The 24,699-nt window shown below is 59.7% G+C and carries 24 protein-coding genes; 15 read left to right on the top strand and 9 right to left on the bottom strand.

Annotated features, from left to right (window positions below; all coding sequences use genetic code 11):
- The first annotated feature begins 2 nt into the window (after positions 1–2).
- On the top strand, positions 3–884 hold the full coding sequence (locus ACMXYH_RS30920; RefSeq protein ID WP_415767741.1) for an ABC transporter permease subunit: 882 nt from the start codon (positions 3–5) through the stop codon (positions 882–884).
- Positions 881–1,774 carry an ABC transporter permease subunit gene (locus ACMXYH_RS30915; protein WP_150659053.1) on the top strand — a complete coding sequence of 298 codons (894 nt, stop codon included), beginning with the start codon at positions 881–883 and terminating at the stop codon, positions 1,772–1,774. Before ACMXYH_RS30920 ends, ACMXYH_RS30915 begins: the two co-directional genes overlap by 4 nt.
- Positions 1,775–1,908: 134 nt before the next feature.
- Here the strand turns inward: ACMXYH_RS30915 and ACMXYH_RS30910 are convergent, their stop codons facing one another.
- Positions 1,909–2,550: an HD domain-containing protein gene (locus ACMXYH_RS30910; protein ID WP_129440214.1), complete on the bottom strand. Its 642-nt coding sequence runs from the start codon at positions 2,548–2,550 to the stop codon at positions 1,909–1,911.
- Between the two features lie 270 nt (positions 2,551–2,820).
- Here ACMXYH_RS30910 and ACMXYH_RS30905 point away from each other — a divergent pair, with 270 nt between their 5' ends.
- Complete coding sequence (locus ACMXYH_RS30905) at positions 2,821–3,786, top strand: GlxA family transcriptional regulator (protein ID WP_415765877.1); 966 nt, start codon at positions 2,821–2,823, stop codon at positions 3,784–3,786.
- A gap of 140 nt (positions 3,787–3,926) precedes the next feature.
- On the opposite strand, the gene ACMXYH_RS30900 is transcribed toward ACMXYH_RS30905, so the two are convergent.
- Complete coding sequence (locus ACMXYH_RS30900) at positions 3,927–6,338, bottom strand: penicillin acylase family protein (RefSeq protein ID WP_415765876.1); 2,412 nt, start codon at positions 6,336–6,338, stop codon at positions 3,927–3,929.
- 108 nt (positions 6,339–6,446) lie between these two features.
- The gene (locus tag ACMXYH_RS30895; protein ID WP_415765875.1) at positions 6,447–7,028 is read right to left on the bottom strand and encodes a DUF6436 domain-containing protein; all 582 of its coding nucleotides are present in this window, start codon (positions 7,026–7,028) and stop codon (positions 6,447–6,449) included.
- A 96-nt stretch (positions 7,029–7,124) separates the two neighbouring features.
- On the opposite strand from ACMXYH_RS30895, the gene ACMXYH_RS30890 reads away from it, so the two are divergent.
- Complete coding sequence (locus ACMXYH_RS30890; protein ID WP_415765874.1) at positions 7,125–8,072, top strand: alpha/beta hydrolase; 948 nt, start codon at positions 7,125–7,127, stop codon at positions 8,070–8,072.
- Positions 8,073–8,191: 119 nt separating this feature from the next.
- Here ACMXYH_RS30890 and ACMXYH_RS30885 read toward each other — a convergent pair whose 3' ends face one another.
- Positions 8,192–8,944, bottom strand: coding sequence for a DUF2059 domain-containing protein (locus tag ACMXYH_RS30885; protein WP_415765873.1), 753 nt, complete (start codon positions 8,942–8,944; stop codon positions 8,192–8,194).
- 108 nt (positions 8,945–9,052) lie between these two features.
- Here ACMXYH_RS30885 and ACMXYH_RS30880 point away from each other — a divergent pair, with 108 nt between their 5' ends.
- The gene (locus ACMXYH_RS30880; RefSeq protein WP_415765871.1) at positions 9,053–9,685 is read left to right on the top strand and encodes a 2OG-Fe(II) oxygenase; all 633 of its coding nucleotides are present in this window, start codon (positions 9,053–9,055) and stop codon (positions 9,683–9,685) included.
- A 2-nt stretch (positions 9,686–9,687) separates the two neighbouring features.
- The gene (locus tag ACMXYH_RS30875) at positions 9,688–10,173 is read left to right on the top strand and encodes a DUF523 domain-containing protein (RefSeq protein ID WP_129440234.1); all 486 of its coding nucleotides are present in this window, start codon (positions 9,688–9,690) and stop codon (positions 10,171–10,173) included.
- 141 nt (positions 10,174–10,314) lie between these two features.
- Here the strand turns inward: ACMXYH_RS30875 and ACMXYH_RS30870 are convergent, their stop codons facing one another.
- Positions 10,315–10,902 (bottom strand): transporter substrate-binding domain-containing protein, encoded by a 588-nt coding sequence (locus ACMXYH_RS30870; protein WP_415765870.1) that lies wholly within the window; start codon positions 10,900–10,902, stop codon positions 10,315–10,317.
- A 134-nt stretch (positions 10,903–11,036) separates the two neighbouring features.
- Here ACMXYH_RS30870 and ACMXYH_RS30865 point away from each other — a divergent pair, with 134 nt between their 5' ends.
- On the top strand, positions 11,037–11,462 hold the full coding sequence (locus tag ACMXYH_RS30865) for a DUF4399 domain-containing protein (RefSeq protein ID WP_129440238.1): 426 nt from the start codon (positions 11,037–11,039) through the stop codon (positions 11,460–11,462).
- Positions 11,463–11,537: 75 nt separating this feature from the next.
- Here the strand turns inward: ACMXYH_RS30865 and serA are convergent, their stop codons facing one another.
- Positions 11,538–12,767 carry a phosphoglycerate dehydrogenase gene (gene serA, locus ACMXYH_RS30860; RefSeq protein WP_129440240.1) on the bottom strand — a complete coding sequence of 410 codons (1,230 nt, stop codon included), beginning with the start codon at positions 12,765–12,767 and terminating at the stop codon, positions 11,538–11,540.
- 204 nt (positions 12,768–12,971) lie between these two features.
- Here serA and ACMXYH_RS30855 point away from each other — a divergent pair, with 204 nt between their 5' ends.
- From ACMXYH_RS30855 to ACMXYH_RS30840, 4 genes are all read left to right on the top strand, one after another.
- Positions 12,972–14,366 (top strand): FAD-binding oxidoreductase, encoded by a 1,395-nt coding sequence (locus ACMXYH_RS30855; protein WP_134420760.1) that lies wholly within the window; start codon positions 12,972–12,974, stop codon positions 14,364–14,366.
- Positions 14,367–14,389: 23 nt separating this feature from the next.
- Positions 14,390–15,055, top strand: coding sequence for a fumarylacetoacetate hydrolase family protein (locus ACMXYH_RS30850; RefSeq protein WP_415765869.1), 666 nt, complete (start codon positions 14,390–14,392; stop codon positions 15,053–15,055).
- A 257-nt stretch (positions 15,056–15,312) separates the two neighbouring features.
- Positions 15,313–16,242: an SdiA-regulated domain-containing protein gene (locus ACMXYH_RS30845; protein WP_415765868.1), complete on the top strand. Its 930-nt coding sequence runs from the start codon at positions 15,313–15,315 to the stop codon at positions 16,240–16,242.
- Between the two features lie 7 nt (positions 16,243–16,249).
- Positions 16,250–17,167: an SdiA-regulated domain-containing protein gene (locus ACMXYH_RS30840; protein ID WP_415765866.1), complete on the top strand. Its 918-nt coding sequence runs from the start codon at positions 16,250–16,252 to the stop codon at positions 17,165–17,167.
- Positions 17,168–17,295: 128 nt separating this feature from the next.
- Here ACMXYH_RS30840 and rpiA read toward each other — a convergent pair whose 3' ends face one another.
- Positions 17,296–17,970 carry a ribose-5-phosphate isomerase RpiA gene (rpiA, locus tag ACMXYH_RS30835; protein WP_134420752.1) on the bottom strand — a complete coding sequence of 225 codons (675 nt, stop codon included), beginning with the start codon at positions 17,968–17,970 and terminating at the stop codon, positions 17,296–17,298.
- A 146-nt stretch (positions 17,971–18,116) separates the two neighbouring features.
- On the opposite strand from rpiA, the gene ilvA reads away from it, so the two are divergent.
- The gene (gene ilvA / locus ACMXYH_RS30830) at positions 18,117–19,631 is read left to right on the top strand and encodes a threonine ammonia-lyase, biosynthetic (protein ID WP_415765865.1); all 1,515 of its coding nucleotides are present in this window, start codon (positions 18,117–18,119) and stop codon (positions 19,629–19,631) included.
- 39 nt (positions 19,632–19,670) lie between these two features.
- Positions 19,671–20,099: a DUF2269 domain-containing protein gene (locus ACMXYH_RS30825; protein ID WP_415765864.1), complete on the top strand. Its 429-nt coding sequence runs from the start codon at positions 19,671–19,673 to the stop codon at positions 20,097–20,099.
- A 122-nt stretch (positions 20,100–20,221) separates the two neighbouring features.
- Here ACMXYH_RS30825 and ACMXYH_RS30820 read toward each other — a convergent pair whose 3' ends face one another.
- The gene (locus tag ACMXYH_RS30820; RefSeq protein WP_129440255.1) at positions 20,222–20,878 is read right to left on the bottom strand and encodes an HAD family hydrolase; all 657 of its coding nucleotides are present in this window, start codon (positions 20,876–20,878) and stop codon (positions 20,222–20,224) included.
- A 143-nt stretch (positions 20,879–21,021) separates the two neighbouring features.
- On the opposite strand from ACMXYH_RS30820, the gene ACMXYH_RS30815 reads away from it, so the two are divergent.
- Positions 21,022–21,501: an RNA pyrophosphohydrolase gene (locus ACMXYH_RS30815; protein WP_008150514.1), complete on the top strand. Its 480-nt coding sequence runs from the start codon at positions 21,022–21,024 to the stop codon at positions 21,499–21,501.
- A gap of 22 nt (positions 21,502–21,523) precedes the next feature.
- Complete coding sequence (gene ptsP, locus ACMXYH_RS30810; RefSeq protein ID WP_033060547.1) at positions 21,524–23,803, top strand: phosphoenolpyruvate--protein phosphotransferase; 2,280 nt, start codon at positions 21,524–21,526, stop codon at positions 23,801–23,803.
- 115 nt (positions 23,804–23,918) lie between these two features.
- Here ptsP and ACMXYH_RS30805 read toward each other — a convergent pair whose 3' ends face one another.
- A complete protein-coding gene (locus ACMXYH_RS30805) occupies positions 23,919–24,665 on the bottom strand; it encodes an NRDE family protein (protein ID WP_415765863.1) in 747 nt (248 codons plus the stop codon).
- Positions 24,666–24,699: the final 34 nt, after the last annotated feature.

Raw genomic sequence — 24,699 nt, 5'->3', positions numbered from 1 at the left:
TAATTCCCGGTGGCCGTCAGCTGGTCATCGGGGTTCCGTTCATCTGGCTGTTCATGTTCTTCATGTTGCCGTTCTTCATCGTTCTGAAGATCAGCTTCGCCGAAGCCGACGTGGCCATTCCGCCGTACACCGAGATCTACAGTTACCTCGACCAAAAAGTGCAGTTGCTGCTTAACCTGAGCAACTACGCGATGCTGGCCGGCGACGAGTTGTACATCGCCGCCTACCTCGGCTCGTTGAAGATGGCGCTGATCAGCACCGTCCTGTGTTTGCTGATCGGCTACCCGATGGCCTACGCCATTGCCAGTGCCCGTAAAGAGCTGCAAACGGTGCTGGTGCTGCTGATCATGATGCCGACCTGGACCGCGATCCTGATCCGCGTTTATGCGTGGATGGGCATCCTCAGCAACAACGGTCTGCTCAATGGTTTCCTGATGAGCATGGGCTGGATCAGCGAGCCGCTGCAGATCCTCAACACCAACCTGGCCGTGTACATCGGCGTGGTGTATTCGTACCTGCCGTTCATGATCCTGCCGCTCTATGCCAACCTGGTGAAGCACGATGCCAGTTTGCTGGAAGCCGCATCGGACCTGGGTTCGAGCACCTTCAACAGTTTCTGGAAAATCACCATTCCACTGTCCAAGAACGGCATCGTCGCGGGCTGCATGCTGGTGTTCATTCCGGTGGTGGGCGAGTTCGTGATCCCGGAACTGCTCGGCGGTCCGGAAACCCTGATGATCGGTAAAGTGCTCTGGCAAGAGTTCTTCAACAACCGTGACTGGCCGGTGGCGTCCGCCCTGGCGGTGGTGATGCTGGCGATTCTGATTGTGCCGATCATCCTGTTCAACCGTAGTCAGGCCAAAGAAATGGAGGGTAAAGAATGAAGCGCTTCCGTTTCTCAAGTTTGATGCTGGTGCTGGGTTTGCTGTTCATCTACGCGCCGATGCTGATCCTGGTGATCTACTCGTTCAACGCCTCCAAACTGGTGACGGTGTGGGGTGGCTGGTCGATCAAGTGGTACGTCGGCTTGATGGACAACACTCAACTGATGGGCTCGGTGGTGCGCTCGCTGGAAATCGCCTGCTACACGGCGGTGGCGGCGGTGGCGCTGGGTACATTGGCCGCGTTCGTCCTGACCCGTATCACTCGCTTCAAAGGTCGCACGCTGTTCGGTGGCCTGGTCACCGCGCCGCTGGTGATGCCCGAAGTGATCACCGGTCTGTCGCTGTTGCTGCTGTTCGTGGCCATGGCGCAGATGATCGGTTGGCCGCAGGAGCGCGGCATCATCACCATCTGGATCGCCCACACTACGTTCTGTGCGGCGTATGTGGCGGTGGTGGTGTCGGCGCGTTTGCGTGAGCTGGACCTGTCCATCGAAGAAGCGGCCATGGACCTCGGTGCGCGGCCGTGGAAGGTGTTCTTCCTGATCACCATCCCGATGATCGCGCCATCGTTGGGGGCCGGCGGCATGATGTCGTTTGCCCTGTCGCTGGATGACCTGGTGCTGGCGAGCTTCGTGTCCGGTCCGGGTTCCACGACCTTGCCGATGGAAGTGTTCTCGGCGGTGCGTCTGGGCGTGAAACCCGAGATCAACGCCGTGGCCAGCCTGATTTTGCTGGCGGTGTCGCTGATGACGTTCCTGGTCTGGTTCTTCAGCCGTCGTGCCGAAGAAAGTCGCAAACGTGCGATTCAGCAGGCGATCGAAGAAGGTGCTGCCGACTCCTGGAAACAACCGGACGTACGTCGCGCCCAGCAGGCGCCGGAAGCGGCTTAAAGCGTTGGCCACAATTACGTGGTCAACCCCGATCAAAATGTGGGAGCGGGCTTGCTCGCGAAAGCGGTGTGTCAGTCGACATCTCTATCGACTGAAACGGCCTCTTCGCGAGCAAGCCCGCTCCCACATTTGGTTTAGGACATCCAGAGGGATTTGCGGATGATCTCGACGAAGTTCATCGGTTTGAAACCCGGCTCGCTGTCGACCAACACATCCGCGTTTACAGTGCCGAACGTGGTGTCCGGTTTGTGCTTGAAGCCATTGGCAAACGCACACAGGATGCACTCCTTGAACCCTTCGCCACGCGGGTGGGCATGCACGACTTCTTCGCGTTGCGCGCTGGGGAACGCTGCGTAGTCGATACCCAACACATCCATTTCAACGCCAGCAGTCACCATCGCCACGTTAGGCCGCAGGTGTTGCGGCACCCCCGGTGTGGTGTGCAGAGCAATCGACAACCAGACCTGTTCGATATCATCGTCGGACAAACCGTAAGGCTTGAGGAATGCTTTGGCAGCGTTGGCGCTATCAACTTCGAAGCGCTCGTCGTCAGTGCGATGACCTTCCACCAGACCCAAGTCATGGAACATAGCGCCGACGTACAACAGTTCGGGGTTGTAGGCCAGTTGCTTGCGTTCACCGCTCAATGCGCCGAACAGAAACACGCGACGCGAGTGGTGATACAGCAGGTCTGATTCGACGTCGCGAATGTATTCCGTGGTGGCCTTGGCCAACGCGCTGTCGGGGATTTTGATACCGGCAATGGTGCTGCTCATGGTGCTGTCCTCGTGGGGAACGCCGTGGCGGCGCTGATGGGTTCAGTCTGTCCGCGCACCCGAAACCGGACAATCGATCCATGGCTACTATCCCGGCCAATGAGCATGCATATCGCGCCAACCTCGCTTGTTGGGCGAGGATTGGCTAGGGTTGATAGTGATCAGCCAGAAAAGATCGCAGCCTTCGGCAGCTCCTACATGGAAACGGCGCGCACCTGTAGGAGCTGCCGAAGGCTGCGATCTTTTTCACATTCAAGGTGATTTCCTGTCATGCAGAAAACCGTTGCCATCGTGGTCTTCGCCGGCGTTCAGTCCCTGGACGTCACCGGTCCCATGGATGTGTTTTGCGAAGCCAATCGTTTCCTTGAGCCGCCAGATCACTATCGACTGGAGGTGATCGGCGTCGAGCGCGGGGTGATGCCGTGTTCCAACGGTTTGGCACTCAATGCCCATCGGCATTTCAGCGAAGCGCTGGAGGCCTATGACTTGCTGCTGGTGGCCGGTGGGCCGCAGTTACCGTTCATGGATTTCGGTGCGGCATTCGATGCCTGGCTGCGCGATGCCTGCGCGCTGGCGCAACGCTTTGGCTCGATCTGCAACGGCGCGTTCATGCTCGCCCGGGCCGGATTGCTGGAAGGGCGAACGGTCACCACCCACTGGGGCGACGCCGCGGCGCTGGCGCAGTTGTGCCCGTCGACTCAGGTCGAGGCGGATCGCCTTTACGTGGAGGACGGCGAGCTCTACACCTCGGCGGGTGTCACGGCGGGGATTGATCTGTCGCTGTACTTGCTGGCCAGGGATCACGGGCCAGAAGTAGCGCTGAGTGTGGCAAAGCGGCTGGTGGTGTTCACTCAACGCTCCGGCGGGCAGTCACAGTTCAGCCCATTCCTCACGCCTCACGCCGAACCCACTTCTGCCGTGGCACTGGTGCAGCTCTACGTGTTGGCCAACCTGACGGGCGACCTGACGATTTCCGACCTGGCCAACGCCGCCAACATGAGTGCCCGCAACTTTTCCAGGGTGTTTACCAAAGTGGCAAAAATCACCCCGGCGGAATTCGTCGAACGGGCCAGGGTCGATGCGGCGCGGGTGCTGCTTGAAAGCACTCAATCGCCGCTGAAGACCGTGGCTTATCAGTGCGGATTTCGCGATGCCCAGCACATGCGCAATGTGTTTAATCGCAGGCTGGGCGTGACGCCGCAGCAGTTCAGGCTGAACTTTGCGGCGATGGTTTGAACTGACATTGTTGTTGCCTTTCAGGGCCTCTTCGCGAGCAAGCTCGCTCCCACATTAGACCGAGTCTGTCTGGACAACTCAGTCAACTGTGGGAGCGAGCTTGCTCGCGATGGCGGCGGAACAGCCAATAATTTTTCGGCCTATTGCACAGCCCGCGCCGGCAACAGCTTCAACGTACTGCGCGTGTTGGCCGTGACTTCTTCATCATTGAGATGCGCCTGGTAGTAAATCCCTTCGATATACGCCTCAGCCTGATCGTCATAGTGGCTGTCGAACGGTACGCCACTCTGGCCAACCGGGTTGACGGTCAGGCTGTGGGTCGGGTCGGCGAAGTCGATCAGGCGGCGGGTCGAAGGACCATAAGTTACTGGCCACGGCGCCGGGCCGATTTTGGCCGAGAGGTTGTTCGGCACTTCGTGAGTGCCGGGTGCCGCGAACGGGCCGACATTGAAGATCCGGTCCAGCGGCTTTTGCTGCCCCAGCGGATGGCCATGGGTCAGCGTGTGCACCTTGCCCCACTGCCATTGCGCGAAATCGCCGCCGAGGGTGGTTTTGAGATGAGCAATGCTCGCCTTCCACGCAACCTTGACCGTATCGGCGCGGGTTTCCATGCCGAGGGTGTTGCGGTTGTCCCACCACGGCGAATCGGCAGTCGCGGCCAGTCGTGGCAGTGCAGAATCGATCACCCGCGTCGACAGCAAAGTCTCGAAGAAGTCATTGCCCAGTTCATCGTGCATCGTCGCGTCAGCCAGGTTGAACAGGAACTGGTTGAACAGCGTGGCGCTGGTGGAATCGAGCGGGTAGTCGCCTTTCCACTGGGCCAATTGCTCAACCAGTTTGAGCTCGGCCGGATCGCTCACCACTTCACGCAGTACGGGCAACAACGGCGCGAGCAAGCGCGGGCCGTAAGCGGTGGTGGTGCCCAGTTGCAGCTTCTGGCTGGCGTCGAGATCCCACTTGATAGTCTTGTCGCTGAGCTGGCGATTGAGCTGCTGACCTCGATCGGCCAGGTTGTAGTAACCGGGAATCTCCATGCCGGTCGGCGACACCGGCTGGAAGTTGGCCGAGACGATGTAACCGCGTGCCGGGTTCTCTTCCTGTGGGTTGGCGCTGAACGGGTAAAAACCTTCCTTGTCTGCGTCGGCGGTGCTGCCATCGAGGATGAACCCCGGACGCACACCCGCCGGACGTTTTGGCAGTTGCGCCGCTGCCCACCAGCCGATGTCGCCCTTGGCGTTGGCCCAGACGATGTTCAGGCCCGGCGCCTGGATCTTTGCGCAGGCACTGCGCGCCTTGGCCAGGGTGTCGGCGCGGTTGAGCTGGTAGAAGCCCTCAAGGATCGGATTCTGGCTTTCGAGAAAACCCCACCACATGGCGATCGGCGTTTTACCGACGCCGCTGCCCAGCGCATCGTTGACGATCGGACCGTGGGGCGACTGGCGCAGCACCAGTGTCACCGGTGCCTGGCCCTTGACCGCGATCTGCTGTTCGCTGGTCACCATGTCCACCCACTTGCCGCGATACCAGACCTGATTGGGATTGTCCGGGTTGACCTTCTCAGTGATCAGATCGAGGTCGTCGTTCTGGAACATGGTGATGCTCCAGCCGAAGTCGCGGTTCATCCCGAGAGAGGCGAACGGCATCAATGCCTGATAGTGGCCGTAGAGCTCGAAGCCCGGCGCCGAGAGCTGCGCTTCATACCACACCGACGGCGCGGAAAAACGAATATGCGGGTCGCCGGCCAACAGCGGTTTGCCGCTTTTGGTCCGACTGCCGGAGACAGCCCAGGCGTTGCTGCCCTCGAACTGCGGCAAGCCGTTGTCGGCCAGTGCCTGTTCGCTGAGGCGGGCGAGGGCGTTGAGGTCTTTCCAGTCGGTACTGGCGAGGGGCGGCATGGCACCGCTGCGGTTTTTCGCCAGCACGCCCTTGGGCTGCCAGTCGAGATCGAAGACGTTCAGGTAGTTGGCGCCCAACTGATCGCGCACGTAGGTCAGCAACGGTTCGGTGCGAAACGCTGCGGCAAAACTGTAGGCCATGTAACCGGTGATGCTGATGGTGTCCTGGGCGGTGAAGGGCCGTTTGGGAATGCCCAGTACATCAAACTCCGCAGGTTTTGGATGGCTGTCCTGATACTGGTTGATGCCATCCAGATAGGCTTGCATGGCGATAAAGGCCGGCGATTGTTTGTCCATGTTCGCCAGGTAGGTGTCGGCGCGTTCGCGAATGCGCAGGCTGCGCATCAGCTTATCGGTGTCGAGAAGTTTCGGGCCCAGTACCTCGGCCAGCTCGCCACGGGCGAGGCGACGCAGGGCTTCCATCTGAAACAGCCGATCCTGGGCGTGCACGTACCCGAGGGCGCGGTACAGGTCGGTTTCGTTCTCGGCGCGAATGTGCGGGATGCCGCGCTCGTCGTAGCGCACGGTGACCGAACCTTGCAGGTGTTGCAGCTCCACCATGCCCTGACGTGTCGGCTGCTTGCTGTAGACGTACCAGCCTGCACCTGCGGCGAGCGCAACAATCAGCAGGGCGAGAACGGTCAGGCTACGTTTCATGGTGATTCCTTGTTGTTATCAGTGGCAGCAGTTCCCTGGCGCCACTGTTTAACACGGCTTGCCGACATGGCCATCGCACTTAGGAGGGATTCGCGTCTCCTGTCAGCCTTACTTCGCGGCGTCGACAGGCCATGGGCAGTAACAACCCACGGCCAGTGTGTGCGTGGCATTCACCGCGCGGCCTTCGTTCAACGCTTGCAGAATCGGTTCGATAAAGCTGTTACTCGAATTGCAGGTCAGGCCTTCGCTGTACGGGCCGAAATACGCCAGTTTGCCGCTGCGATCCCAGATCGCCACGGCCGGGCTGGCGGGGATCTGTTCGGAGCCTGGCAGGACGGCGATGCTTTTCAGGCGGCTTAAGGTGCTCGGTAACTGACCGTGGCTGCCAGGCTTTTGTACCGCATAAAACTCCACGCCTTGCGGTACATAATGCTCAACCAGTTCGCTCAGGTGTTGTTGATTACCAACGTTGCACGGGCAGGCCGGGTCCCAGAAGTGCACGAGGCGGATGGCGCCGGGGCCGGCGAGGTTGTCGGGCAGGCGCAGCGGGTCGCCGGAGAACACCGCGGTGTGCTCGCTGAACGCTCGCAGGTAGCGGCCCTGAAACCAGTCGTAGGCAGCCCACAGCGCGCCGGCACACACGAGGGCGAGCAGGCTGGCAAGCAGTGTGGCGCGGTAGGGCGAGCGCATGGATTTCAGTCCTCGAAGGTGCGCTAGCTTGCCATGCTTGCCCCAACAGATGAATATCGCAGGCCCATAAAGTCCGTTTGCGTTCTGGAATTGCTCATGTCTGCCACTTTCGACTCCGATCATCTGCGTGCCAGCCTGCGGCCGCTGGCCGACTGGCAGCCGCTGTCGGCAGAAGCGCTGGCTTACCAGCGCTTCTACGGGCTGGATTTTGCGGGCCGTAACGTGCGCAGTGGTCTTGGGCGTTTCGCGGTCGATGGTTATGAAGTGGTCAGCCAGGTCTGGTGGCCCGAGCGGACGAAGGCGACGCTGTTTTTGTTCCACGGTTTTTACGATCACACCGGGCTTTACCGGCATGTGATCGAATGGGCGCTGGATCAGGATTTTGCGGTGATTGCCTGCGACCTGCCGGGACACGGGCTGTCCAGTGGCGAACGGGCCAGCATCAAGGATTTCACTGAGTATCAGGACACGCTGCAAGGATTGTTCACCGAAGCGCAATCCCTCGATCTGCCGCAGCCGTGGCACCTTTGCGGGCAAAGCACTGGCGGTGCGATCGTGATCGATCATGTACTCAATCAGGGCGCCAGCAGTCCGGCCCAGGGCCAGGTCATTCTGCTGTCGCCGTTGGTAAGGCCGCGGGCCTGGGGCTGGTCGCAGCTCAGCTATTACCTGCTCAAGCCTTTCGTCAAAGCGATTGCCCGACGCTTCAGCGAGAACTCCAACGACCCGGATTTTCTGCCCTTCCTGCAAGCTGACCCGTTGCAGCCGCTCCGTTTGCCGACCGCCTGGGTCGGTGCGCTGGCGCGCTGGATCAAACGCATCGAAGCCGCACCGGACAGCACGCGGCGACCGCTGATTGTGCAGGGGCAGGCGGACATGACCGTGGATTGGGAGCATAACCTTGAAGTGTTGCGGGGCAAGTTCGATCGGCCGCAGGTGTTGATGTTGCCTGAGGCACGGCATCACCTGGCGAATGAGACGCTGGCGTTGCGGCGGGAGTATTTCGGGTTTTTGACGAAGCGGATCAAGGGGCGGAATCTTTAGCGTCTGTCATGGCCTCATCGCGAGCAAGCTCGCTCCCACATTAGACCGAGTACGTCTGAACAACTCGGTCACTGTGGGAGCGAGCTTGCTCGCGATAGCGATTTATCAGGCGCTAAAAATTACTGGCGAAGCGTTGAAGCATCCTGCCCCACCGCCAACCCCGCGCGAATCGCCGCCAATGCTGCCTGGTAATAAGCCTTGCCCTCGGTGGACTCGGCGAAGGTCGCGAACTCTTCCAGTTCTTCATCCGACAGGTCGCGATAGACATACAACAGCGTGTTGTTCAGGTCGTTGCCGATCTGGTCCATCAAGCGCTGACGCTGACCATTCAACATGCCTTGAGCCTGACCACCGCCGAGCAGGCCGGGGATCATCGAGCTGAGGCTGTCGGCCGCGACGCCGGCAATCGCCAGGCTGACTTCCGCGCCAGCCTCTCGGGCGGGCAGGGCCTGGGCCAGATGGCCGATGATCAGCATGCGGCTGTCGCTGGCCTGGATCTTGGGTAAACCCTTGGCGTTTTTTGCCAACTGATCGCGACGGGTCGCGAGCAATTCGGCGGCCACGATTTTCTTGCCCAGGGGGGACTGAAAAAACGTCAGCGCGGGTTTCGGATCGGCGAGGGTCTTGCGCAATTGCGCTTCGGCGCGCTGGTCGACGGCCTGGGGGGCAAAGCGCTGATTGCTGTTATTCACCAGCGCCTGGAACACTGCCGGCGGCAGACTGTTCTGGTACCGCTGCTGAGCGGCCGAGAGAGCGTCGTTGAAATGCGCGCGTTGTTCTGGCCAACCGGCGACCTTGTACAACTGGTCGTGGCCGTCTGCCCAAGCGGGCAATACACAGAACATCAACAGTGAAAAAAGCAAACGGCGCATAGGGACTCCTGTCAGCAGGCGACTATTCTCCGTGTGGCATTCGTCCTTGTCGAGAATTCGTATCAACCCGCTGCGCGGCTCTGTCGGATTTTCAGGCACAGGAATACTATGCGCGGCATGCGAATACCCTCTGATCACCCGCTGCTGTTACGTATCGTCGACGACCTGGCTGAGCACGGCTGGTCGCAGCAGAATATTTTCCTTCCTCTGGGTCTGACCCGGGAACTGGCGGCCGAGTGCCGTAAACGTGCTGCCGAGGGCGAATTGGCCCCGGCCGCCGTGGGGCGCGGGTCGACATCCGAGATTCGCGAGGGGATTCGCGGCGACCATATCCAGTGGATCGAGCCCGGCCAGGCGTTGGCGTGCGACAGCTATCTGGATTTGATGGACAGCCTGCGCGAAGCGATGAATCGTGGTTTGTTTCTGGGCCTGGAAGATTTCGAAAGCCATTTCGCGCTGTACCCGCCCGGCGCGTTCTACCTCAAGCATGTCGACCGTTTCCGCGATGACGACCGGCGCATGGTGTCGGCGGTGGTCTATCTAAATAACGCCTGGCTGCCCGAACACGGCGGCCAATTGCGCATGTATCTGGATGAAAGCGTCGAACATGATGTGGTGCCCACAGGTGGATGCCTGGTGGTGTTCCTGTCGGGTGAAGTGCCCCACGAAGTCCTGCCCGCGACCCGCGATCGACTGTCGTTGACCGGCTGGTTCCGGCGTCGTGGCAACGAGCCGTTCTGATCATGCAAAAAATTCTGGTAAGCCGCTGTCTGCTGGGCCACCGCGTACGTTATGACGGCGGGGCGAGTGGGCCGTTCGATCAGCTTCAACAGTGGCTTGATGAAGGTCGGGTGGTGCCGTTGTGTCCAGAGGTTGCCGGTGGCTTGCCGACGCCACGGGCGGCGGCGGAAATTCCGGGTGGGCAGGGTGGTGAAGTGCTTGATGGCCACGCATCAGTGATCACCACCGAGGGCGAGGACGTCAGCGCCGAGTTTCTCTCGGGGGCTTATCAGGCGTTGGAACTGGTGCAAAAGCACGGCATCCGCATTGCCGTACTCAAGGCCAACAGCCCGTCTTGCGGGAATCTGTTGACCTATGACGGGACGTTCAGTGGAGTGAAGGTCAGTGGTGAAGGCGTGACTGCGGCGTTGCTCAGGCGCCATGGCGTGCAAGTCTTCAGTGAGCTGGAGTTGCCGCAAGCGGCGGCAGTCCTGGCAACCCTGACCTAACGCCCTACACAAAACCACTGTGGGAGCGGGCTTGCTCGCGAAAGCGTTGAATCAGACAACATTCATTTGACTGACACACCGCTTTCGCGAGCAAGCCCGCTCCCACATTGGATCTCCATGAATTGATCTATTTCCAGAACATCAGGGTTTCGGCGCCACACTTGTATCCGCCCCCAGCCACTTCTGCGACAACGTCTCCAATCGCCCATCCGCCTTGATCCGCTGCAGCGCGTTTTCCAGGCTGGCATGAAACGCCGGGTTACCTTTCTGAAACGGAATCGCCAGGCTCACTGCCGGGCCAGCCTTCGGCTTCTCTTCCGTCAGCGACTGCACCAGCAGCATCGAGCGCGGTTGCTCTTCCTTCTGCGCGATCAATTGCGCATCGGTGTGAATGTAAGGTTCGCTGAAGTCGAAACGATCCTTGAGGTCCGGGGTCACTGCTATGTGGTTGATGGCGACGTCGTACTTGCCGGTTTCAACACCTTGCAACAGATCGCTGGAATCGGTAACGACGAAGTCGGCCCGTACGTCCAGTTCGTCAGCCAGCAGTTGCCCCAATTCGACTTCGAAGCCCGTAAGTTTGCCGTCCTCCTTGAAATTGAAGGGGGGTGTATTAGCCTCAAGGGCAATACGCAATTCGCCACGGTCGTTTACATCGTCAATCATTTCGGCATGAGCCAAAGGGCTCAGAAGGGGTAGCAGGCAGATCAGGCCAGGCAGAAAACGCATGGTCACTCCTTTGAATTCATTATCGCGACGCTCTGTTCAGGCTCGCTTTGCTATGGTTGTCGAGAGCCTTCGACAACGAATGGCCGTGAAGTTGTCATGGCCACGCGGATTTTACGAAAAAACTGGAGAAGAGAATGAAAACCTTTATGTCACGAGCAGCATTGGCTGGCCTGTTGATGGGTGCTTCGATGCTGGCAACGGCTGCGACTCCGGCCCCCAAGGGTGCAGAAGTGTCCATCGTTTCTCCTGCGGACGGAGCTACGGTTCCGCAAACCGTCGTCGTCAAGTTCGCTGTCGAGAACATGGCGCTGGCGCCTGCGGGCGATGTCACCAAGAACACCGGCCATCACCACTTGCTGATCGATGTCGATAAACTGCCGGCCGCCGGTGCGCCGATTCCTAACGATGCCAACCACCTGCATTTCGGCAAGGCGCAGACCCAGGCTGAAGTAAAGCTGACGCCGGGCAAACACACCTTGCAGCTGGAGCTGGGAGATAGCGGCCACATGCCGTTCGATCCGCCGATCGTGTCGGAGAAAATCACCGTCAACGTTAAGTAACCTGCTCGGAATAAAGAACCGCGCCCATGAAAAAGGAGCCCCCAAGGGCTCCTTTTTTTGTCACTCAAGTCACTATCAGAACAACACGCGGCAACGAATGGTGCCGTTGATGTGCTGCAGCTTCTCTTGCGCCATTTCCGAGTACTCGGCGTCGACGTCGATCACGACGTAGCCGACTTTCTCGTTGGTCTGCAGGAACTGACCGGAAATGTTGATGCCGTTTTCGGCGAAGACCTTGTTGATCTCGCTCATCACACCCGGAATGTTCTCGTGGATGTGCAGCAGGCGATGCTTGCCAGGGTGAGCCGGCAGGGCCACTTCCGGGAAGTTGACCGAGGACACGGACGTACCGTTGTCGCTGTACTTGACCAGTTTTTCTGCCACTTCCAGACCGATGTTGGCTTGCGCTTCAGCGGTAGAACCGCCGATGTGCGGGGTCAGGATCACGTTGTCCAGGCCACGCAGCGGGCTTTCGAACTCTTCGTCGTTGGAGCGAGGCTCCACCGGGAAGACGTCGATGGCCGCGCCGATCAGGTGCTTGTCCTTGATCGCGTCCGCCAGCGCTTGCAGTTCAACTACAGTGCCGCGCGCCGCGTTGATCAGAATGCCGCCCTTCTTGATCGCACGGATTTCTTTCTCGCCGATCATCCACTGGGTCGCAGCGGTTTCCGGAACGTGCAGGGTGACGATGTCGGACATGCCCAGCAGCTCGGTCAGGTTGCCGACTTGAGTCGCGTTGCCCAATGGCAGCTTGGTCACGGTGTCGTAGAAGTACACCTGCATGCCCAGGCCTTCAGCCAGAACCGACAATTGCGTACCGATCGAGCCGTAACCGACGATACCGAGCTTCTTGCCACGGATTTCGAAGGAGTTGGCTGCGCTCTTGATCCAGCCGCCACGGTGGCAGGAAGCGTTCTTCTCAGGGATGCCGCGCAGCAACAGGATCGCTTCGGCCAGCACCAGTTCCGCGACGGAGCGAGTGTTGGAGTACGGAGCGTTGAACACTGCGATGCCGCGTTCGCGGGCAGCATTAAGGTCAACCTGGTTGGTGCCGATGCAGAAACAGCCGACAGCGACCAGTTTCTTCGCGTGATCGAAGATCTCTTCGGTCAGTTGAGTGCGGGAGCGAATGCCGATGAAGTGAGCATCAGCGATCTTTTCCTTCAGCTGGGCTTCCGGCAGAGAACCTGTGAGGTACTCGATGCTGGTGTAGCCCGCCGACTTGAGGACGTCGACAGCCGATTGGTGGACGCCTTCGAGAAGAAGGAACTTGATCTTGCTCTTATCGAGAGAAGTCTTGCTCATCTGCGTAAACCTGTATCCCGGAGAAAAATGGCAGGAAATGGTCAACAGATGCTGACCCGGACGGCAAAAAAGCCGTCGCCGCAGAACAGCCGTTGGGCACTATCCTGCGGGGTCGGTATGCTAGCATATGCACCCCGCTAAACACTCATTCCTGCGACGTGAAGCGTTCTCAGGATGACCATGAATTGTTCGAGAGTTCTGTCGATGACCAATCCTGCCCTGATTGAAGAGCTGAAGACCCTGGTTGAGCCTGGCAAGGTGCTGACCGATGCCGACTCCCTGAATGCTTACGGTAAGGATTGGACCAAGCATTTCGCCCCGGCCCCGACCGCCATCGTGTTCCCCAAGACCACCGAGCAGGTTCAGGCCATTGTCCGTTGGGCCAATGAGCACAAAATTGCGCTGGTGCCGTCCGGCGGTCGTACCGGGCTGTCCGCCGCGGCCGTGGCCGCCAATGGCGAAGTCGTCGTGTCCTTCGACTACATGAACCAGATCCTCGACGTGAACATGACCGACCGCACTGCGGTCTGCCAGCCGGGCGTGGTCACCGAGCACCTGCAGAACGTCGCCGAAGAAAAAGGCCTGTACTACCCGGTGGATTTCGCTTCGGCAGGTTCGAGCCAGATTGGCGGCAATATCGGCACCAATGCCGGCGGGATCAAGGTCATTCGCTACGGCATGACCCGCAACTGGGTGGCCGGCATGAAAGTCGTCACCGGCAAAGGCGATCTACTGGAACTGAACAAAGACTTGATCAAGAACGCCACCGGCTACGACTTGCGTCAGCTGTTTATCGGCGCTGAAGGCACCCTCGGTTTCGTGGTCGAAGCCACCATGCGCCTGGACCGTGCGCCGAAAAACCTCACCGCCATGGTCCTCGGCACTGCCGATTTCGACTCGATCATGCCGGTGTTGCACGCGTTCCAGAGCAAACTCGACCTGACCGCCTTCGAATTCTTCTCCGACAAGGCTCTGGCGAAAGTCATGGCACGCGGTGATGTCCCGGCGCCATTCGAAACCGATTGCCCGTTCTACGCGCTGCTGGAATTCGAAGCGACCACCGAAGAAGTGGCCAACCACGCCCTGGAAACCTTCGAGCACTGCGTTGAGCAGGGCTGGGTGCTGGACGGCGTGATGAGCCAGAGCGAAACCCAGCTGCAGAACCTCTGGAAGCTGCGCGAATACATCTCCGAGACCATTTCCCACTGGACGCCGTACAAGAACGACATTTCGGTCACTGTGTCGAAAGTCCCGGCCTTCCTGAAGGAAATCGACGCGATCGTCGGCGAACACTACCCGGATTTCGAAATCGTCTGGTTCGGCCACATCGGCGACGGCAACCTGCACTTGAACATCCTCAAGCCGGAAAACCTGAGCAAGGACGAGTTCTTCGCCAAGTGCGCGACCGTCAACAAGTGGGTGTTCGAAACCGTCGAGAAGTACAACGGCTCGATTTCCGCCGAACATGGCGTGGGCATGACCAAGCGTGATTACTTGACCTACAGCCGCTCGCCGGTCGAGATCGAGTACATGAAAGCTGTCAAAGCGGTGTTCGACCCGAACGGCATCATGAACCCGGGCAAGATCTTCGCTGTTTGAATCAACGAACCAGGAGTCGGTAAATGAGCTATCAGCACCAGTATGTCGACGGTACGCGTATTCATTTCCCGCTGGGGAAAGTGGTATGCATTGGCCGTAACTACGCCGAACACGCCAAGGAACTGGACAATCCGGTGCCTACAGAACCGCTGCTGTTCATCAAGCCGGGCAGTTGCGTAGTGCCGCTGGAAGGTGGTTTCAGCATTCCGACCGAACGTGGCTCGGTGCATTACGAAGCGGAAATCGCGGTGTTGATCGGCAAACCTTTGTCGACCAAACCGAGCCGTGAAGAAGTGCTCGATGCTATCTCCGGCTTCGCTCCAGCCCTGGACCTGACGCTGCGCGACAAGCAGGCCGAGCTGAAATCCAAGGGCCTGCCATGGGAAATCGCCAAGTCCTTCGACGGTGCGGCGGTGATTGCGCCATTCGTGTCCGGCAGCACCTTCGCTGACCTGACCGACATCGGCATCCGCCTGACCATCAACGGCGAAGTGCGCCAGGATGGCAACAGCAGCGCAATGCTCAACCCGATCGTGCCGATGATCCAGCACATGGCCGGCTGTTTCTCGCTGCAGGCCGGTGACGTGATCTTGACGGGTACGCCGGTGGGTGTTGGCCCGCTGAATGTCGGTGATGAACTGGTGATCGAGTTGCCAGGCGCCAGCAGCTTCACCAGCGGCGTCCGCTAACCAAGACACTGCCAAACCCAGTGTGGGAGCGGGCTTGCTCGCGAATGCGGTGTGTCAGGCAACTCATATGTCGACTGATACACCGCATTCGCGAGCAAGCCCGCTCCCACATTGATTTTGTAGTTGCCGATGCAGAGCAATCCCGCCATTTCCCGTTTTTTTCACATCTCGTCCGGATAATTCCGGGACTTGCCGCGTCTTAGCCGGTCCCACTTGTGCTATTACCCATAGCCTGAATTTCTGGAACGCATCCCTCGATGGTCACCCAACCACTGCCCAAGCTTAAAACTGCCCGCCGCTCGCGCTTTGTCATGCGTTGGTATTCCTGGCTTTTGCTGGTGGCCGCCGCCGCGTACGGCGTTGCGTTTGCCATGCATTGGGATGATCGTGGCGTGCTCTGGTTGCGCGAGCGTTTCGAAAGCCCGGCCAAGCGTCAGGCCAGTGTCTGGTTGCCGGATTACCGGGCAGTGATCGACGCCAAGCTACTGCCGGGCATGGAAAAGGACGAAGCGTCCGACCTGGCCTACAACCCTCAAACCAAAACCCTGTTCTCGGTCATGGGCAAGAACCCGTTCCTCGTCGAATTGACCCTGCAGGGCGACGTGCTGCGCAAAATGCCGCTGGTGGGCTGGAGCAACCCGGAAGGCGTGACTATGATGGGCAACGGTCTGCTGGCCATCGTCGATGAACGTGACCACATGCTCTCCATCGTCAAGGTTGACGCTGACACCCGCGAGCTGAACATCGCCAACTTCCCGAAATACGACCTCGGCCCCTCGAAAGACCAGAACAAGGCCTTCGAAGCAGTCGTCTGGGATTCGCGCAATCAGCAGATGTTGCTGGGTGAAGAGCGTCCACCGGCGTTGTTCACCTGGAAAAGCAACGATGGCCAGACACTCACCGGTGACAAGCAAAAACTCGCCAGTGACCAACTGGACATCCGCAACCTCTCGGCGCTGGCCATCGACCCGCGCACTGGCCACACCCTGGTGCTGTCTGCCGACTCCCACTTGTTGCTGGAGCTGGACGAAAAGGGCGAGCAGGTCAGCTTCATGACCTTGCTGGGCGGCTTCAATGGTTTGAAGAAGACCATTCCTCGCGCCGAAGGCGTGACGATGGACGAGGCGGGGACGCTTTACATGGTGAGCGAGCCGAACCTGTTCTATCGCTTCGAAAAGCAGAAATAAGGCCTGAATGCGTCGACTTGCCCGCCCCAAGCCTCTGCTTTTGATCCTGTCGGTCATTGCGTTGATCGCGCTGGTTGCGGCCGGCCAGTACCTGCGCCTGTTCGAGCGCGCCTGGTTCAACCTGCACACGCTATGGCAACCGGAGAATGGTCAGTCCATCGCTCTGGATCAATACCAGGTGACGCTCGAAGCCCGAATTATCGAAGGCCTGGCCGACGATGTGTCGGCGCTGACCTTCGATCCGGTGCGCAAAAGCCTGTTCACCGTCACCAACAAAAACTCAGAGCTGATCGAACTGTCGCTGGACGGCCAGATTATTCGACGCATTGCGCTGGTCGGGTTTGGCGATCCGGAAGCGGTTGAGTTCATCAGCGCCGACACTTACGTAATCACTGACGAGCGTCAGCAGCGGCTGATCAAGATTCATCTGGAGAACGACACAACGTTCCTCGACGCAGCGGATGCCGAGCAGATGACCCTTGGCGTGCACATGAGCGGCAACAAGGGCTTCGAAGGCCTGGCTTACGACTTGGTGGGCAAGCGGTTGTTTGTTGCCAAGGAGCGCGACCCGATGCTGATCTACGAAGTGCAGGGCTTTCCCCATTACAACCCGGAAAAATCCTACGCGGTGCACGTAGTGAACAACCCCAAGCGCGATGCCGGGATGTTCGTGACGGACCTGTCGAGCCTGCAATACGACGAGCGTAGCGGCCATTTGCTGGCGTTGTCGGATGAATCGCGGCTGATTCTGGAACTCGATGTCGACGGGCGACCGCTGAGCACCCTGTCACTGAGCAAGGGGCGTCAGGGGTTGCAGAAAACGGTGCCGCAAGCGGAAGGCATCGCCATGGATGACGACGGCACGATGTACCTGGTGAGCGAGCCGAACCTGTTCTACGTCTTCAAAAAACCAGTACAAAACTAACAAACGCCCCAAAACCAATGTGGGAGCGGGCTTGCTCGCGAAAGCGGTCTGTCAGTCGACATCTCTATCGACTGACACGGCCTCTTCGCGAGCAAGCCCGCTCCCACAGGTTTTGCTATGTGTTCGGCTTACTTTGCGCGCAGGGTTTTCACGCCTTCGCTGGTGCCCAGCAGCAGCAAATCCGCTGGACGTGCCGCGAACAAACCGTTGGTGACCACGCCGACGATGGCGTTGATCTGCGTCTCCAGCTCCACCGGGTTGGTGATCTGCATGTTGAACACGTCGAGGATGATGTTGCCGTTGTCGGTCAACACGCCTTCACGGTAAACCGGGTCGCCGCCAAGCTTCACCAGCTCGCGGGCCACGTGGCTGCGGGCCATCGGGATCACTTCCACCGGCAGCGGGAACGCACCGAGCACCGGCACCAGTTTGCTGGCGTCGGCGATGCAGATGAAAGTCTTGGCCACAGCCGCCACAATCTTCTCGCGGGTCAGGGCTGCGCCGCCGCCTTTGATCAGGTTCAGGTGTTCGTCGCTTTCATCGGCGCCGTCGACGTAGAACTCCAGGTCGCTGACCGTATTCAACTCATACACCGGAATGCCGTGGCCCTTGAGGCGGGCAGCGGTGGCTTCGGAACTGGCGACCGCGCCGTCGAACGCGCCTTTGTGCTTGGCCAGTGCATCGATGAAGCAGTTGGCGGTGGAGCCGGTGCCAACCCCGACGATGCTCTTGTCGTCGAGTTTCGGGAGGATGAAGTCGACGGCGGCCTGAGCCACTGCCTGTTTGAGTTGATCCTGGGTCATGCGGGCTCCGAAGCGGGCAAGGGGAGAACGAAAGGCCGGCATTATAGCCCCATGCCGGGTTAAAACCTCTTGATTCGTGTGGTCGCCCGCCCGAAAGCCGGGTTAGACTCGTTGGCCCTGCCCAACCCGCTCAGTGATGCTTTCCGATGCTCGAACAGTACGTCAAAAAGATCCTCACCTCGCGCGTTTATGACGTTGCCGTAGAAACCCCATTGCAGACTGCCCGCCAGCTCTCCGAGCGGCTGGGCAACAGTATTTTGCTCAAGCGCGAAGACTTGCAGCCGGTGTTCTCGTTCAAGATTCGTGGCGCCTATAACAAGCTCACGCAGCTTTCCGATGAAGAGCGCGCTCGCGGTGTAGTCACTGCTTCGGCAGGCAACCACGCGCAAGGCCTGGCCTTGGCGGCGAAAGTGTTGGGCGTGAAAGCGACCATCGTGATGCCCAAGACCACCCCGGAGATCAAAGTTGAAGGCGTACGTTCGCGTGGCGGCAAAGTGGTGCTGCACGGGGATTCGTTCCCGGAAGCCCTGGCCTACTCGCTGAAACTGGTCGATGAAAAAGGCTACGTCTACATCCACCCTTACGACGATCCCCACACCATTGCCGGGCAGGGCACGGTGGCGATGGAGATTCTGCGCCAGCACCCTGGCCGTCTCGACGCGATCTTCGTCCCGGTGGGCGGTGGCGGATTGATCGCCGGGATCGCGGCGTACGTGAAGTACTTGCGACCTGAAATCAAAATCATCGGCGTCGAGCCGGACGATTCCAACTGCCTGCAAGCTGCCATGGCCGCTGGCGAGCGAGTGATCCTGCCGACGGTGGGCCTCTTCGCCGATGGCGTTGCTGTGGCGCAGATTGGTCAGCACACCTTCGATATCTGCAAAGATTATGTCGATGAAGTGATCACCGTCAGCACCGATGAAATCTGCGCGGCGATCAAGGACATCTACGACGATACCCGCTCGATCACTGAACCTGCCGGCGCATTGGGCGTGGCCGGGATTAAGAAATACGTCGAGCAACGCGGCGTCACCGGTCACACCTTCGTGGCCATCGACTCCGGCGCCAACGTCAACTTCGACCGTCTGCGCCACGTCGCCGAGCGCGCTGAACTGGGCGAGGGCCGCGAAGCGATTATCGCCGTGACGATTCCCGAGAAGCCGGGCAGCTTCAAGGCGTTCTGCGAGGCCATCGGCAAGCGCCAGATCACCGAATTCAACTACCGCTACAACACCGGCAGCGAGGCGCACATCTTTGTTGGCGTGCAGACGCACCCGGAAAACGACCCGCGCAGTGCGCTGATTGCCAGTCTGACCGAGCAGGGTTTCCCGGTGCTCGACCTGACCGACAACGAACTGGCCAAGTTGCACATCCGCCACATGGTCGGCGGCCGTGCGGCTCATGTGGTTGATGAAGTGATTCTGCGTTTCGAATTCCCGGAGCGTCCGGGCGCGCTGTTCAACTTCCTCAACAAGCTCGGCGGGCGCTGGAACATCTCGATGTTCCACTACCGCAACCATGGCGCGGCGGATGGCCGGGTGGTCGCAGGTCTGCAAGTGCCTCACGATGAACGCCATCTGGTGCCCGCTGCGCTGGCAGAAATCGGCTACCCGTACTGGGATGAAAGCGACAATCCGGCCTATCTGCTGTTTCTCGGCTGAGCGGCTACGCTGATGGGCAAGCCATAAGGAGATCGAACAATGGAAACGTTAACCGCCCTGAAAGTCGCTCATATGGTGGCGACGGTGTTGCTGCTGGTCAGCGCGCTGGGCTTGGCGATCTGGGTCTGGCGTACGCGCCGTAACGGTGACGCGACGGCTCACGCGCGCACGTTGCAGCGGCCGCGGGTGTTTATCTGGCTGGTGATGGGACTGGCGCTGCTGAGCATGCCGTTTACCGGCTGGTGGATGGTGCATCTGGTGGGCTGGCCGTTGGGGCAGACCTGGTTGTTGGCTTCCAGTGTGCTTTACACCGTCGCGGCGTTGGGCTGGTTCTGGTTGCTGGTGCGGCTTAACAAGTTGCGCAAGGCGCCGGCAGCGGGCAATGGGAAATTTACCTTTGCCTTGGCGTTGTTCAGTTTTGTCTGCTTTATCGCGATTGCGGGGTTGATGGGCGCCAAACCGGTTTAAGGCTTGGGACCGCGGCGGCCCCTTCGCGAGCAAGCCCGCTCCCACACTAGATCTTCAGCGAACACAGATTTTGTGTACGACGCAGATCAAATGTGGGAGCGGGCTTGCTCGCGAAAGCGGTATCAGCCGCGCAGAGTAATCACCGGCCAGCCACGCTTCTCGGCTTCAGCACGCAGATTCGGGTCCGGATCGACAGCGATCGGATGCGTCACCTGCTCCAGCAGCGGAAAATCATTCATCGAGTCGCTGTAGAAGTAACTGTCTTCCAACGAATATCCGGTCTCTTCCAGCCAGCGATTCAATCGCGTCACCTTGCCTTCACGGAAGCACGGGACGTCGGTGCTGCGCCCGGTGTAGCGGCCATCAACCATCTCGCATTCCGTGGCGATCAGGGTTTCGACGCCCAGACGCTGGGCAATCGGCCCGGTAACAAAACGGTTGGTCGCGGTGATGATCACCAGTTTGTCACCCGCCTCGCGGTGCTTGGCCAGTAGTTCGAGACCCTTGGGTAACACAATCGGCTCAATGCAATCGCGCATGTAATCCAGATGCCATTGATCCAGTGTGGCCATCTCGGTGCGGCCGAGCACTTCCAGGCAGAAGTTCAGGTAGGCATCGTTATCCAGTTTGCCGGCCAGGTAATCCTGATAAAACTCGTCGTTGCGTGCCTTGTAGGCGACGGCGTCGAGGAAGCCGCGTTCGCACAGGTAATCGCCCCAAGCGTGGTCACTGTCACCGCCCAAGAGCGTGTTGTCCAAGTCGAATAAAGCCAGCCGCATTGCAGTTACTCGCTGAAAAGTCTGTAGAAAGGCGTCCAGAATACGGACTTTTCACAAGAGTGCACATAAGGTAGACCGGCTCGTTGCTGCTATCACAACCTTTGTGGAACAATGCGGCGACATGCGTTTGCGAGGTTGTTGCCGTGATCGACCCCGATGGTTTCCGCCCCAATGTCGGGATCATTCTCACGAATGATGCCGGACAGGTGCTATGGGCTCGCCGTATCAATCAAGATGCCTGGCAGTTTCCACAGGGCGGGATCAACCCCCAGGAGACGCCGGAAGACGCCTTGTACCGCGAGTTGAACGAAGAAGTGGGTCTTGAGCGCGAAGATGTTGAAATTCTCGCCTGCACCCGGGGCTGGTTGCGCTATCGTTTGCCGCAACGTCTGGTCCGCACGCACAGCCAACCGCTGTGCATTGGCCAGAAACAGAAATGGTTTCTCCTGCGCCTGGTCTCCAACGAGCAGCGGGTGCGGATGGATTTGACCGGTAAACCGGAATTCGATGGCTGGCGCTGGGTCAGCTATTGGTATCCGTTGGGCCAGGTGGTGACATTCAAGCGCGAAGTGTATCGACGCGCTCTCAAAGAGCTTGCCCCGCGCCTTTTATCGCGCGACTGACGACGGAGTTCGACCCCGAGCCATGCTCAATACGCTGCGCAAGATCGTCCAGGAAGTTAACTCCGCCAAGGATCTCAAGGCGGCGTTGGGGATTATTGTGTTGCGCGTCAAAGAGGCCATGGGCAGCCAGGTCTGCTCGGTCTACCTGCTTGACCCTGAGACCAACCGCTTCGTGCTGATGGCCACCGAGGGCTTGAACAAGCGCTCGATCGGCAAAGTCAGCATGGCACCCAACGAAGGTCTGGTTGGCCTGGTCGGCACGCGTGAAGAACCCCTGAACCTCGAAAACGCCGCGGATCACCCGCGTTACCGCTACTTCGCCGAGACCGGTGAAGAGCGCTACGCCTCATTCCTCGGGGCACCGATCATTCACCACCGCCGCGTCGTCGGCGTGTTGGTCATTCAGCAAAAAGAACGTCGCCAGTTCGATGAAGGTGAAGAAGCCTTCCTCGTGACCATGAGCGCGCAGCTCGCCGGCGTTATCGCCCACGCCGAGGCCACTGGTTCGATCCGGGGTCTGGGTCGTCAGGGCAAAGGCATTCAGGAAGCCAAGTTCATCGGCGTACCGGGTTCGCCGGGTGCGGCGGTCGGTACCGCGGTGGTCATGTTGCCGCCGGCCGATCTGGACGTGGTGCCCGACAAGACCATTACCGACATCGCCGCCGAACTCGGGCTGTTCAAGACTGCCATCGAAGGCGTGCGCGCCGACATGCGTGCCTTGTCCGCCAAGCTCGCGAACCAGTTGCGGCCTGAAGAACGCGCGCTGTTCGATGTCTACTTGATGATGCTCGACGATGCGTCGTTGGGCAGCGAAATCACCACCGTGATCAAGACCGGTCAGTGGGCCCAGGGCGCGTTGCGTCAGGTGGTCACCGAACACGTCAACCGTTTCGAATTGATGGACGATGCCTACCTGCGTGAGCGCGCGTCGGACGTCAAAGACCTTGGTCGCCGCTTGCTGGCTTACTTGCAGGAAGAACGTCAACAGACCCTGGTCTACCCCGACAACACCATCCTGATCAGCGAAGAACTGACGCCGGCAATGCTCGGCGAGGTGCCGGAAGGCAAGCTGGTCGGTCTGGTGTCGGTACTCGGTTCCGGCAACTCCCACGTGGCGATCCTGGCGCGCGCCATGGGTATCCCGACGGTGATGGGCCTGGTCGACCTGCCGTATTCGAAAGTCGACGGCATCCAGATGATCGTCGACGGCTACCACGGCGAGGTCTACACCAACCCCAGCGAAGTGTTGCGCAAGCAGTTCGCCGAAGTGGTCGAGGAAGAGAAACAACTGGCCCTCGGGCTGGATGCACTGCGGGACTTGCCGTGCGTGACCCTCGATGGCCACCGCATGCCGCTGTGGGTCAACACCGGCCTGCTGGCGGACGTGGCGCGGGCGCAGAAGCGTGGCGCTGAAGGCGTCGGTCTGTACCGCACCGAAGTGCCGTTCATGATCAACCAGCGCTTCCCGAGTGAAAAAGAGCAACTGGCGATTTATCGCGAGCAGCTCGCCGCGTTCCACCCGCAACCGGTGACGATGCGCAGCCTGGACATCGGTGGCGACAAATCGCTGTCGTACTTCCCGATCAAGGAAGACAACCCGTTCCTCGGCTGGCGCGGCATTCGCGTCACGCTCGATCACCCGGAAATTTTCCTGGTGCAGACCCGCGCCATGCTCAAGGCCAGCGAAGGCTTGAACAACCTGCGGATTCTGCTGCCGATGATCTCCGGCACTCACGAACTGGAAGAAGCCCTGCACCTGATTCACCGGGCCTGGGGCGAAGTCCGCGACGAAGGCTGCGACGTGCCTATGCCGCCGATCGGCGTGATGATCGAAATTCCGGCGGCGGTTTATCAGACCAAGGAACTGGCGCGGCAAGTGGACTTCCTGTCGGTCGGCTCCAACGACCTGACCCAGTACCTGTTGGCGGTGGACCGAAACAACCCGCGTGTAGCCGACCTCTACGACTACCTGCACCCAGCGGTGCTGCAAGCCCTTCAGAGCGTAGTGCGTGACGCTCATGCCGAAGGCAAGCCAGTGAGTATCTGCGGTGAGATGGCCGGCGATCCGGCGGCGGCGGTGCTGTTGATGGCGATGGGCTTCGACAGCCTGTCGATGAACGCCACCAACTTGCCGAAAGTGAAGTGGATGCTGCGTCAGATCAACCTGAGCAAGGCCAAGGAGTTGCTCGCCGAGCTGATGACCATCGACAACCCGCAAGTTATCCACAGCTCGCTGCAATTGGCGCTGAAGAACCTTGGGTTGGCGCGGATGATTAATCCGGCTTCGGCCAAGACCCTCTAAACGCTGATGGCCCCTTCGCGAGCAAGCCCGCTCCCACATTTAACCGAGTTTTCCCAGAAGAACGCGGTCGAATGTGGGAGCGGGCTTGCTCGCGAAGGCGTCAATCCTGACAGCGCTAAATCCTGATTTCCACTTCCCCCAAATGCCCCCCATACGGCCCAAAACTCCGTTCAACCATCCACCGCGTCCCATCCGCCTGAACAATCAACGCCGTACTCGCTCGCGTCCCATAAGTCGGACTGGCAATAAACACACTCGACAGCAATGTCTCGGTGGCCAACCCGACCCCGGTATCCGGCAGTTCGGCAAACGGTGCCGTCTGCGGATCATTCAGCAACGCCAATAAAGCCTGAGGTTGCGGATCGCCCAGCACTTCCTCCAGCGCTGCCCGCGCCTTGAGCAGTTTCGGCCACGGCGTATCCAGCCAGGCGTTCGACAGCCCATAAACACCAGGCTGCAGCATCACCGCCTCAGTCTCCCGGGCATTGAAGTGCCACAGTTCGTTGGCATTACCGATCAGCAGGTTAAACCCGGCATATTCCAGCGAACGTCCGACAACGTCCGCCAAGTAGTCATCTATCGACATGTCGCCGGTCAGGAATCGCGCCACCAGTTCACCTCGCGACTTGCGTGCGGGCGGTTGATGCGGATCGCGGATATTGGTCAGAGCGGCGAAGCGTCCATGGGCGCCAACACCGAGCCAGGTGCCGCCGGCCTCCAGATCGCGACCGGCATGCACGTGCGGTGCTTCGGGCCATTGCGCCAGGGGCAGGCTGGGCCGGGCATAGAACTCGTCGCGGTTGGCCGCCACGATCAGCGGCTGGGCGTGACCCGGTCGCCAAGCGAAAACAATCAGGCACATAAGGTAGTCCTTGTGTGTTTTCTGCCCACTCTAC

Source organism: Pseudomonas frigoris, assembly GCF_047758635.1.
In the GTDB taxonomy this organism is placed as follows: Bacteria; Pseudomonadota; Gammaproteobacteria; order Pseudomonadales; family Pseudomonadaceae; genus Aquipseudomonas; species Aquipseudomonas frigoris.
This window is presented reverse-complemented; position numbering and strand designations above follow the sequence as displayed.

Bases quoted from the DNA above. Each gene is read 5' to 3' on its own strand.
- ACMXYH_RS30880 (WP_415765871.1), top strand. From the start codon at position 9,053: ATGCGCGGCATGCGAATACCCTCTGATCACCCGCTGCTGTTACGTATC.
- ACMXYH_RS30840 (WP_415765866.1), top strand. From the start codon at position 16,250: ATGCGTCGACTTGCCCGCCCCAAGCCTCTGCTTTTGATCCTGTCGGTC.
- ACMXYH_RS30805 (WP_415765863.1), bottom strand. From the start codon at position 24,665: ATGTGCCTGATTGTTTTCGCTTGGCGACCGGGTCACGCCCAGCCGCTG.
- ACMXYH_RS30915 (WP_150659053.1), top strand. From the start codon at position 881: ATGAAGCGCTTCCGTTTCTCAAGTTTGATGCTGGTGCTGGGTTTGCTG.
- ACMXYH_RS30865 (WP_129440238.1), top strand. From the start codon at position 11,037: ATGAAAACCTTTATGTCACGAGCAGCATTGGCTGGCCTGTTGATGGGT.
- serA (WP_129440240.1), bottom strand. From the start codon at position 12,767: ATGAGCAAGACTTCTCTCGATAAGAGCAAGATCAAGTTCCTTCTTCTC.
- ACMXYH_RS30905 (WP_415765877.1), top strand. From the start codon at position 2,821: ATGCAGAAAACCGTTGCCATCGTGGTCTTCGCCGGCGTTCAGTCCCTG.
- ACMXYH_RS30820 (WP_129440255.1), bottom strand. From the start codon at position 20,878: ATGCGGCTGGCTTTATTCGACTTGGACAACACGCTCTTGGGCGGTGAC.
- ACMXYH_RS30885 (WP_415765873.1), bottom strand. From the start codon at position 8,944: ATGCGCCGTTTGCTTTTTTCACTGTTGATGTTCTGTGTATTGCCCGCT.
- ACMXYH_RS30825 (WP_415765864.1), top strand. From the start codon at position 19,671: ATGGAAACGTTAACCGCCCTGAAAGTCGCTCATATGGTGGCGACGGTG.
- ACMXYH_RS30870 (WP_415765870.1), bottom strand. From the start codon at position 10,902: ATGCGTTTTCTGCCTGGCCTGATCTGCCTGCTACCCCTTCTGAGCCCT.
- rpiA (WP_134420752.1), bottom strand. From the start codon at position 17,970: ATGACCCAGGATCAACTCAAACAGGCAGTGGCTCAGGCCGCCGTCGAC.
- ACMXYH_RS30910 (WP_129440214.1), bottom strand. From the start codon at position 2,550: ATGAGCAGCACCATTGCCGGTATCAAAATCCCCGACAGCGCGTTGGCC.
- ACMXYH_RS30890 (WP_415765874.1), top strand. From the start codon at position 7,125: ATGTCTGCCACTTTCGACTCCGATCATCTGCGTGCCAGCCTGCGGCCG.
- ilvA (WP_415765865.1), top strand. From the start codon at position 18,117: ATGCTCGAACAGTACGTCAAAAAGATCCTCACCTCGCGCGTTTATGAC.
- ACMXYH_RS30845 (WP_415765868.1), top strand. From the start codon at position 15,313: ATGGTCACCCAACCACTGCCCAAGCTTAAAACTGCCCGCCGCTCGCGC.
- ACMXYH_RS30855 (WP_134420760.1), top strand. From the start codon at position 12,972: ATGACCAATCCTGCCCTGATTGAAGAGCTGAAGACCCTGGTTGAGCCT.
- ptsP (WP_033060547.1), top strand. From the start codon at position 21,524: ATGCTCAATACGCTGCGCAAGATCGTCCAGGAAGTTAACTCCGCCAAG.
- ACMXYH_RS30875 (WP_129440234.1), top strand. From the start codon at position 9,688: ATGCAAAAAATTCTGGTAAGCCGCTGTCTGCTGGGCCACCGCGTACGT.
- ACMXYH_RS30850 (WP_415765869.1), top strand. From the start codon at position 14,390: ATGAGCTATCAGCACCAGTATGTCGACGGTACGCGTATTCATTTCCCG.
- ACMXYH_RS30900 (WP_415765876.1), bottom strand. From the start codon at position 6,338: ATGAAACGTAGCCTGACCGTTCTCGCCCTGCTGATTGTTGCGCTCGCC.
- ACMXYH_RS30895 (WP_415765875.1), bottom strand. From the start codon at position 7,028: ATGCGCTCGCCCTACCGCGCCACACTGCTTGCCAGCCTGCTCGCCCTC.